This window comes from Paraburkholderia sp. SIMBA_030 (assembly GCF_046535245.1).
Lineage (GTDB): Bacteria > Pseudomonadota > Gammaproteobacteria > Burkholderiales > Burkholderiaceae > Paraburkholderia.
The window spans coordinates 1-231 of record NZ_JAWRXB010001760.1 but is presented as its reverse complement, the minus strand read 5'-3'; the positions used below and the strand labels follow the sequence as shown (position 1 = coordinate 231).

1 protein-coding gene is annotated in these 231 nt (G+C 58.4%); it reads right to left on the bottom strand.

Annotated elements, in window-relative coordinates; translation table 11 throughout:
- Positions 1-26: 26 nt before the first annotated feature.
- Positions 27-231: HAD-IA family hydrolase (locus tag SB772_RS46045; protein ID WP_410839278.1), on the bottom strand; the 205-nt coding region annotated here is incomplete at its 5' end.

Genomic DNA, 231 nt, shown 5'->3' with positions numbered 1-231 from the left:
ATGGCATCGGCACCTGCAGCAATCAACTAATCGACACTGGCATATCCCCAGGATACGCCGATCGCCTTGGCACCGGCGGCCTTCGCCATCTGCATATCGTAAATCGCATCGCCGATGACAACGGTATCGGCAGGGTTCATGCCGGTTTCGTCACAGCATTCCGTCACCATCGCCGGATGTGGCTTCGACGGGCAATCGTCGGCAGTCCGCGAAACGATGAAGTGTGGCGCA